The organism is Staphylococcus sp. AtHG25 (genome assembly GCF_003217445.1).
GTDB classification, from domain to species: domain Bacteria; phylum Bacillota; class Bacilli; order Staphylococcales; family Staphylococcaceae; genus Staphylococcus; species Staphylococcus haemolyticus.
In genome coordinates, this window is the sequence record NZ_QJSN01000004.1 from 198,952 (window position 1) to 205,602 (window position 6,651).

General features: G+C 38.2%; 3 protein-coding genes, 26 tRNA genes and 2 rRNA genes. All 31 read right to left on the reverse strand.

Annotated features, from left to right (window positions below; genetic code table 11):
- Window positions 1-78 precede the first annotated feature (78 nt).
- Window positions 79-801 (reverse strand): amino acid ABC transporter ATP-binding protein, encoded by a 723-nt coding sequence (locus BDW31_RS05125; RefSeq protein ID WP_037552178.1) that lies wholly within the window; start codon window positions 799-801, stop codon window positions 79-81.
- Entirely contained in the window at window positions 794-2,248 is a 1,455-nt protein-coding gene (locus BDW31_RS05130) for an ABC transporter substrate-binding protein/permease (protein WP_110709290.1), read from the reverse strand. Before BDW31_RS05130 ends, BDW31_RS05125 begins: the two co-directional genes overlap by 8 nt.
- A gap of 231 nt (window positions 2,249-2,479) precedes the next feature.
- Entirely contained in the window at window positions 2,480-3,538 is a 1,059-nt protein-coding gene (locus BDW31_RS05135; RefSeq protein WP_110709292.1) for a PTS sugar transporter subunit IIC, read from the reverse strand.
- A gap of 266 nt (window positions 3,539-3,804) precedes the next feature.
- Window positions 3,805-3,888: transfer RNA gene (locus BDW31_RS05140), tRNA-Leu, on the reverse strand.
- Window positions 3,889-3,932: 44 nt separating this feature from the next.
- A tRNA-Gly gene (locus tag BDW31_RS12455) sits at window positions 3,933-4,007 on the reverse strand.
- 194 nt (window positions 4,008-4,201) lie between these two features.
- Window positions 4,202-4,275, reverse strand: a tRNA-Gly gene (locus tag BDW31_RS05145).
- 8 nt (window positions 4,276-4,283) lie between these two features.
- A tRNA-Cys gene (locus BDW31_RS05150) sits at window positions 4,284-4,357 on the reverse strand.
- 5 nt (window positions 4,358-4,362) lie between these two features.
- Window positions 4,363-4,434 (reverse strand) — tRNA-Gln (locus tag BDW31_RS05155).
- A 14-nt stretch (window positions 4,435-4,448) separates the two neighbouring features.
- Window positions 4,449-4,521: transfer RNA gene (locus BDW31_RS05160), tRNA-His, on the reverse strand.
- Between the two features lie 2 nt (window positions 4,522-4,523).
- A tRNA-Trp gene (locus BDW31_RS05165) sits at window positions 4,524-4,597 on the reverse strand.
- Window positions 4,598-4,606: 9 nt separating this feature from the next.
- Window positions 4,607-4,690, reverse strand: a tRNA-Tyr gene (locus tag BDW31_RS05170).
- 6 nt (window positions 4,691-4,696) lie between these two features.
- Window positions 4,697-4,772, reverse strand: a tRNA-Thr gene (locus BDW31_RS05175).
- A gap of 9 nt (window positions 4,773-4,781) precedes the next feature.
- A tRNA-Phe gene (locus tag BDW31_RS05180) sits at window positions 4,782-4,854 on the reverse strand.
- A gap of 11 nt (window positions 4,855-4,865) precedes the next feature.
- Window positions 4,866-4,941: transfer RNA gene (locus tag BDW31_RS05185), tRNA-Asp, on the reverse strand.
- Window positions 4,942-4,952: 11 nt separating this feature from the next.
- Window positions 4,953-5,026: transfer RNA gene (locus BDW31_RS05190), tRNA-Met, on the reverse strand.
- An 11-nt stretch (window positions 5,027-5,037) separates the two neighbouring features.
- A tRNA-Ser gene (locus BDW31_RS05195) sits at window positions 5,038-5,130 on the reverse strand.
- Window positions 5,131-5,165: 35 nt separating this feature from the next.
- A tRNA-Asp gene (locus tag BDW31_RS05200) sits at window positions 5,166-5,241 on the reverse strand.
- A 9-nt stretch (window positions 5,242-5,250) separates the two neighbouring features.
- Window positions 5,251-5,340, reverse strand: a tRNA-Ser gene (locus BDW31_RS05205).
- 9 nt (window positions 5,341-5,349) lie between these two features.
- Window positions 5,350-5,423: transfer RNA gene (locus BDW31_RS05210), tRNA-Ile, on the reverse strand.
- Between the two features lie 28 nt (window positions 5,424-5,451).
- Window positions 5,452-5,525: transfer RNA gene (locus BDW31_RS05215), tRNA-Met, on the reverse strand.
- 24 nt (window positions 5,526-5,549) lie between these two features.
- Window positions 5,550-5,625 (reverse strand) — tRNA-Ala (locus tag BDW31_RS05220).
- A gap of 26 nt (window positions 5,626-5,651) precedes the next feature.
- A tRNA-Pro gene (locus tag BDW31_RS05225) sits at window positions 5,652-5,725 on the reverse strand.
- Between the two features lie 8 nt (window positions 5,726-5,733).
- A tRNA-Arg gene (locus BDW31_RS05230) sits at window positions 5,734-5,807 on the reverse strand.
- A gap of 11 nt (window positions 5,808-5,818) precedes the next feature.
- Window positions 5,819-5,907, reverse strand: a tRNA-Leu gene (locus BDW31_RS05235).
- A 16-nt stretch (window positions 5,908-5,923) separates the two neighbouring features.
- A tRNA-Gly gene (locus BDW31_RS05240) sits at window positions 5,924-5,998 on the reverse strand.
- 3 nt (window positions 5,999-6,001) lie between these two features.
- Window positions 6,002-6,083 (reverse strand) — tRNA-Leu (locus BDW31_RS05245).
- Between the two features lie 9 nt (window positions 6,084-6,092).
- Window positions 6,093-6,165, reverse strand: a tRNA-Lys gene (locus BDW31_RS05250).
- Window positions 6,166-6,173: 8 nt separating this feature from the next.
- A tRNA-Thr gene (locus BDW31_RS05255) sits at window positions 6,174-6,249 on the reverse strand.
- A 20-nt stretch (window positions 6,250-6,269) separates the two neighbouring features.
- Window positions 6,270-6,345, reverse strand: a tRNA-Val gene (locus BDW31_RS05260).
- A gap of 10 nt (window positions 6,346-6,355) precedes the next feature.
- Window positions 6,356-6,470: ribosomal RNA gene (gene rrf, locus BDW31_RS05265) — 5S ribosomal RNA — on the reverse strand.
- A 71-nt stretch (window positions 6,471-6,541) separates the two neighbouring features.
- A 23S ribosomal RNA gene (locus BDW31_RS05270) occupies window positions 6,542-6,651 on the reverse strand; the annotation flags it as partial.

Here is a 6,651-nt window from a genome sequence, read left to right on the forward strand (position 1 = left end):
AATATTCCAGTTCAATTTAAAAATAGCGAGTTTGAAACATGATATGATGTCTCAGACTCGCTGCTATTTGTTTACTTATTATAAAACTCTTGATAAAAAGTTTTGCGTTCTTTGATGAGTTGGTGATTGAAATATTTGCTGAGGTGAACCTTCTTCAATAACATGCCCATCTGCCATAAATATAACTTTATCACTCACATCTTTTGCAAATCCCATTTCGTGTGTAACAACAACCATTGTCATTCCTTCTTTAGCTAAATCTTTCATTACCTTTAGAACATCATACACTACCTCTGGATCCAATGCAGACGTAGGTTCATCAAACAATATAATATCTGGATGCATAGCCAGTGCCCTTGCAATCGCAACTCTTTGTTTTTGTCCTCCAGATAATTGAGAAGGATATACATTTGCCTTATCTTCAAGTCCAACTTTTTCTAATAATGATAATGCCTCTTGTTTCAATTGATTTAAATCGCTTTTATTTAATAACTTAGGAGCCAATATGATGTTATTTAATACAGTCTTATGTGGAAACAGATTAAAATTTTGAAAGACCATGCCCATTTTTTGACGTAATTTATTTAAGTTATTTTTGTGAATAGAGAGTTCATTACCTTCGAATACAACCCTTCCGTTTGTTGGTGTTTCTAACAAGTTCATACATCTTAATAAAGTGCTTTTTCCACTTCCTGATGGTCCTATAATCGCTAATACTTCACCTTTTTTAATTTCTAAATTAATATCCTTGAGCACTTCATTTTTCCCAAATTTTTTATTTAAATTTTCAATTTTAATCACTTGCTTTCATTCTCCCTTCTATTAAACTCATTAATCTTGATAATGAAAAAGTTAATACAAAGTACATACATGCTGCTATGATTAATGGCGTAAATGGATCAAATGAAATACCTTGAACAACCTGTGCATTAAACATAATTTCACCAACCCCAATTGTAGATATGATTGATGATTCTTTTATTAAAGTTACAAATTCGTTTCCTAGCGCTGGTAATATATTTTTAAAAGCTTGAGGCAATATGATATAAATCATTGTTTTTGAGTAGTTTAACCCCAAGCATTGTGCAGCTTCAGTTTGACCTTTATCTACTGCATTAATTCCAGCTCTAATTATCTCAGCAATATAGGCTGAAGAATTAATAACTAAGGCAATCGTCCCACAAATTAAAGCAGAAATGTCTAATCCTAAAAGCGCAGTAGTGCCAAAAAATACGATAAACACTTGCACTAACATCGGTGTTCCTCTTAAAAATTCTATATATATTGTTGCGGGTAAAGAAATAATTTTAAACTTACTTAATTTTGCAAGTGCAATAAATGACCCGATTATTGCTCCACATACAACACCAATTAAAGAAATTATTATAGTGTTTTGTAATCCTTTTAAGAAAAAAGTTCCATACTTTTGAATAAAGCTTCCATCATCAACCATTTGTTCTGAAGCAATATCCATATATTTATTAATTAAATGTTTATCTTTAACATCTTTAATAGAATGATTTAAGTGTTCTAATAAAATTGGTGAGTCTTTCGGTAGTGCTATAACTGTGGGTTTCTTTTCTTCATTGAAAGAAACATGGACAATATTTAAATCCTTATTTTGCTTAGCATAAGCATCTGCTACTGGTTTTTCGATTACTAAACCATCAATTTTTTTACTTTTAAGTGCCAAAATTGCATCTGGTAAACGATTTAATGAACTTATTTGTGCATTTTCTATTTCTTGCTGTGCAATTTTTTCTTGTTCACTGCCCTTTTGAGCTCCTATTTTTTTATTATTAAAATCACTCAACTTATGGAAGGTATCATTATTATTTTTTCTAATTAACATAACATTTCCTGTTTCCATATATGGTTCGGAAAAATCAACTTCTTTTTTTCTTTCAGGTGTTGTTGTCATTCCTGATATAATTATGTCAATTTTTCCAGTTTTCAAAGCTCCAAGTAGGCTATCAAATTGCATATTCACTATTTTTAACTTTAAATGATTATCTTTGGCAATTTTTTTTGCTAATTCAATATCTACACCAGCATACTCTGTTTTACCATTTTTAGTTTTTTCAAATTCTAATGGTGCGTAATCAGCTGATAATCCTACTCTTAATTCACCCCTATCTTTAATTTTATTCCAAGTTGCATCTTCATCAGCTAATGCCATTGGTTGTATGTATATCAATGTCAAACTAATTAAGATTGCTATCGCAAGTACTTTTGTTAATTTTTTCATAAGCAACCTCCTTTAATTAATTCATTATTATACACTTACACGCATTAATATACAATAAAAATTTTAAAAAAGAGTGAAACAAAATTCGATTTGAATCTTTGTCTCACCCTGACAGGTTAACTAGAGTTGAGAAAAGGTCAATATAAACACTTTCTCAATTCAGTTAAAAGCTTTGAATTAAATTTATTTCATTATATAAATTAAACTTTTGTACATACATTTTAATTGCTATTATTGTTTAGGAATTTCGAATTTGTATATACCATCATGATAGCTTGGTATTAATTTTTTGCATATTTCATGTATAATGAATGCACTCACAAATGGAATAACAAAATAGCCGAAAACGAGCAAAATAATAATTATAGTAGTGTCTCCAGACATTCTATTAAATGCATTAATCGGTCCTACCAGGCCAGTATAACCAAATCCGGCAGATAAAGGTGTACCTTTAATACCTATAGCATATGTCAATACACCAGAGACGATACCATTTAAAGTTAAAGGAACTGCAATAATTAAATTTTTTAAATAGACTGGAATCATCATCTTCGCTGCACCTATAAGTAAAACAATATTAACTCCCATAGAGTTAACTCTTATTGAACCGAATATAAAAGTCACACAAGCTGCGACAATGCCCATGTTAGCAGCACCACTTCCCAAACCAGTTAAACTTATAGCTGTTGCTATGGCGACTAATGAAATAGGTGTAACCATTAACAATGAGAAAGTCACACTTATTAGTATAGACATAATTAAAGGATTAAGATCAGTGAATGAATTCACCATATGGCCAAGTCCTTTAGTAATTGTTTGTACATAAGGTAAAGTTAATAAACCAATTAATCCACTTAATACAGGTATTACAACTGGTAATATAATCATTTCAAGTGAGCCTAATTTTCCTTGTAAAAACATATACATTGCACAAGATATAATTACAACTAATATGATATTGATTATATCTCCAATCCCTTTTAAAACAATGCCCTTAGCTGTAAATTGAACCGCTCCAGATCCAAGCATTGCGGCTATGCCTACCATACAAGAACCTGTCCCATTAAACTTAAATTGATGTGCAGCTAAAACACCGATAATAAATGCCATGAATGATTGAATTATCATTACTAATTGAAAAACAGTTTCGAGCATTGGATGTGAATCCATAAATAACTTCAAAAATTCTCCTAATAACGCATTTGGCAATAAAGCTAATACTACTCCAGCACCGACCGCATTTAGAATATTACTAAAAAAATACTTTAAACTTACACGTTGTTTACTCATAGTAGCCTCCGTTTTCAAACATTAGCTTTATCTTAGTACAAACTAATGTGTTTAACAATATGAACGTTTCTTTTTTAATCAAAAATTAATGCTAATTTTTAAAAAATACCATTGATAAAACTTAACATAAGAAGTTAAACAATTATAAATATAATAGTTAAATAACTGATACTTAACCACTGACTAGAAAATTGAAAAATTGAAATCAATTACAAAACAAAAAAAGTGGAAACGTTGTTAAAACAACATTTCCACATTAAGAATTATACCGGCGGTCGGGGTCGAACCGACACTCCAATACAGGAACGGGATTTTGAGTCCCGCGCGTCTGCCAATTCCGCCACGCCGGCTCAATTTTTGATAAATAAAAAACTTCCATTTGGAAGCAAAAACATGGAGCGGAAGATAGGATTTGCACCTATATCTCGTTCCGGGAAGGAACGTATTCTAAAAGTTGAAATACTCCCGCATTATTAAAAATTTATTGGAGCGGAAGATAGGATTTACACCTACACCTTGTTCCGGGAAGGAACATATTCTAAGAGTTGAAATACTCCCGCATTATTAAGAATTATGGAGCGGAAGATAGGACTTGCACCTATACCTTGTTCCGGGAAGGAACATATTCTAAGAGTTGAAATACTCCCGCATTATTAAGAATTATGGAGCGGAAGATAGGACTTGCACCTATACCTCATTCCGGGAAGGAATGTGTTCTAAAATTGAACTACTCCCGCATCGTGCATGGAGGCGGCAACCGGATTTGAACCGGTGATAAAGGTTTTGCAGACCTCTGCCTTACCACTTGGCTATGCCGCCAATAACTGGGCTAGCTGGATTCGAACCAGCGCATGACGGAGTCAAAGTCCGTTGCCTTACCGCTTGGCTATAGCCCATTAATAAAATTAAGGGCGGTTGAAGGGAATCGAACCCTCGAGTGTCGGAACCACAATCCGATGCGTTAACCACTTCGCCACAACCGCCATGGCAGGGACAGTAGGAATCGAACCCACATCAAAGGTTTTGGAGACCTCTATTCTACCGTTGAACTATGTCCCTAATTTAAGATGGTGGAGGGGGGCAGATTCGAACTGCCGAACCCGAAGGAGCGGATTTACAGTCCGCCGCGTTTAGCCACTTCGCTACCCCTCCATGAGATGGTGCCGGCCAGAGGACTTGAACCCCCAACCTACTGATTACAAGTCAGTTGCTCTACCAATTGAGCTAGGCCGGCATAACAAAATGGTTCAGGACAGAGTCGAACTGCCGACACATGGAGCTTCAATCCATTGCTCTACCAACTGAGCTACTGAACCGTAATTTGTAATGGCGGTCTCGACGGGAATCGAACCCGCGATCTCCTGCGTGACAGGCAGGCGTGTTAACCGCTACACTACGAGACCTAAAAGATAAATTGCGGGAGGCGGATTTGAACCACCGACCTTCGGGTTATGAGCCCGACGAGCTACCGAACTGCTCCATCCCGCGATAATAATTAATGGCGGAGGAAGAGGGATTCGAACCCCCGCGGCCCGTTAAGGCCCTGTCGGTTTTCAAGACCGATCCCTTCAGCCGGACTTGGGTATTCCTCCACTAATTAAATGTAAATTACTATAAAATTATTAAATGGCGGTCTCGACGGGAATCGAACCCGCGATCTCCTGCGTGACAGGCAGGCGTGTTAACCGCTACACTACGAGACCAATAAAATACGGAGGAAGAGGGATTCGAACCCCCGCGAGCCGTTAAGCCCCTGTCGGTTTTCAAGACCGATCCCTTCAGCCGGACTTGGGTATTCCTCCAAAATTATATGGACCTTGCAGGACTCGAACCTGCGACCGAACGGTTATGAGCCGTTAGCTCTAACCAACTGAGCTAAAGGTCCAAATTATAATTCTACAACTAATAAGTAGTGGCGGTGGAGGGGATCGAACCCCCGACCTCACGGGTATGAACCGTACGCTCTAGCCAGCTGAGCTACACCGCCGTTATCTAGTTTGTAAATTTAATATGGTGGAGACTAGCGGGATCGAACCGCTGACCTCCTGCGTGCAAAGCAGGCGCTCTCCCAGCTGAGCTAAGCCCCCATATTTCTATATAATTAAAGTTCCTATCGGGAAGACAGGATTCGAACCTGCGACCCCTTGGTCCCAAACCAAGTGCTCTACCAAGCTGAGCTACTTCCCGTAAGAGAACGCGCCCGATAGGAGTCGAACCCATAACCTCTTGATCCGTAGTCAAACGCTCTATCCAATTGAGCTACGGGCGCAAAATTATACATGGTGCCGAGGACCGGAATCGAACCGGTACGGTGATCTCTCACCGCAGGATTTTAAGTCCTGTGCGTCTGCCAGTTCCGCCACCCCGGCACTGTATTAAAAATAATGGAGCGGAAGACGGGATTCGAACCCGCGACCCCCACCTTGGCAAGGTGGTGTTCTACCACTGAACTACTTCCGCGTATGCGGGTGAAGGGAGTCGAACCCCCACGCCGTAAGGCGCTAGATCCTAAGTCTAGTGCGTCTGCCAATTCCGCCACACCCGCGTATACATGTGAGCCATAGAGGATTCGAACCTCTGACCCTCTGATTAAAAGTCAGATGCTCTACCAACTGAGCTAATGGCTCAAAATAGATGGTGCCGGCCAGAGGACTTGAACCCCCAACCTACTGATTACAAGTCAGTTGCTCTACCAATTGAGCTAGGCCGGCAATATATTGTTTTGATAAAATGGTGGAGAATGACGGGTTCGAACCGCCGACCCTCTGCTTGTAAGGCAGATGCTCTCCCAGCTGAGCTAATTCTCCATTATATTATGCCTGGCAACGTCCTACTCTAGCGGAACGTAAATCCAACTACCATCGGCGCTAAGGAGCTTAACTTCTGTGTTCGGCATGGGAACAGGTGTGACCTCCTTGCCATTGTCACCAGACAAGAGAATGATTATACATTCAAAACTAGATAGTAAGTAAATGATTTTGCTTCGCAAAACATTGAAATAAATTGATTAAGTCTTCGATCGATTAGTATTCGTCAGCTCCACGTGTCACCACGCTTCCACCTCGAACCTATTAACCTCATCATCTTTGAGGGATCTTATAACCGAAGTTGGG

What these genes read in the sequence shown, in the direction of transcription:
- BDW31_RS05130 (WP_110709290.1), bottom strand. Translation starts at nt 2,248, where the DNA reads ATGAAAAAATTAACAAAAGTACTTGCGATAGCAATCTTAATTAGTTTG.
- BDW31_RS05135 (WP_110709292.1), bottom strand. Translation starts at nt 3,538, where the DNA reads ATGAGTAAACAACGTGTAAGTTTAAAGTATTTTTTTAGTAATATTCTA.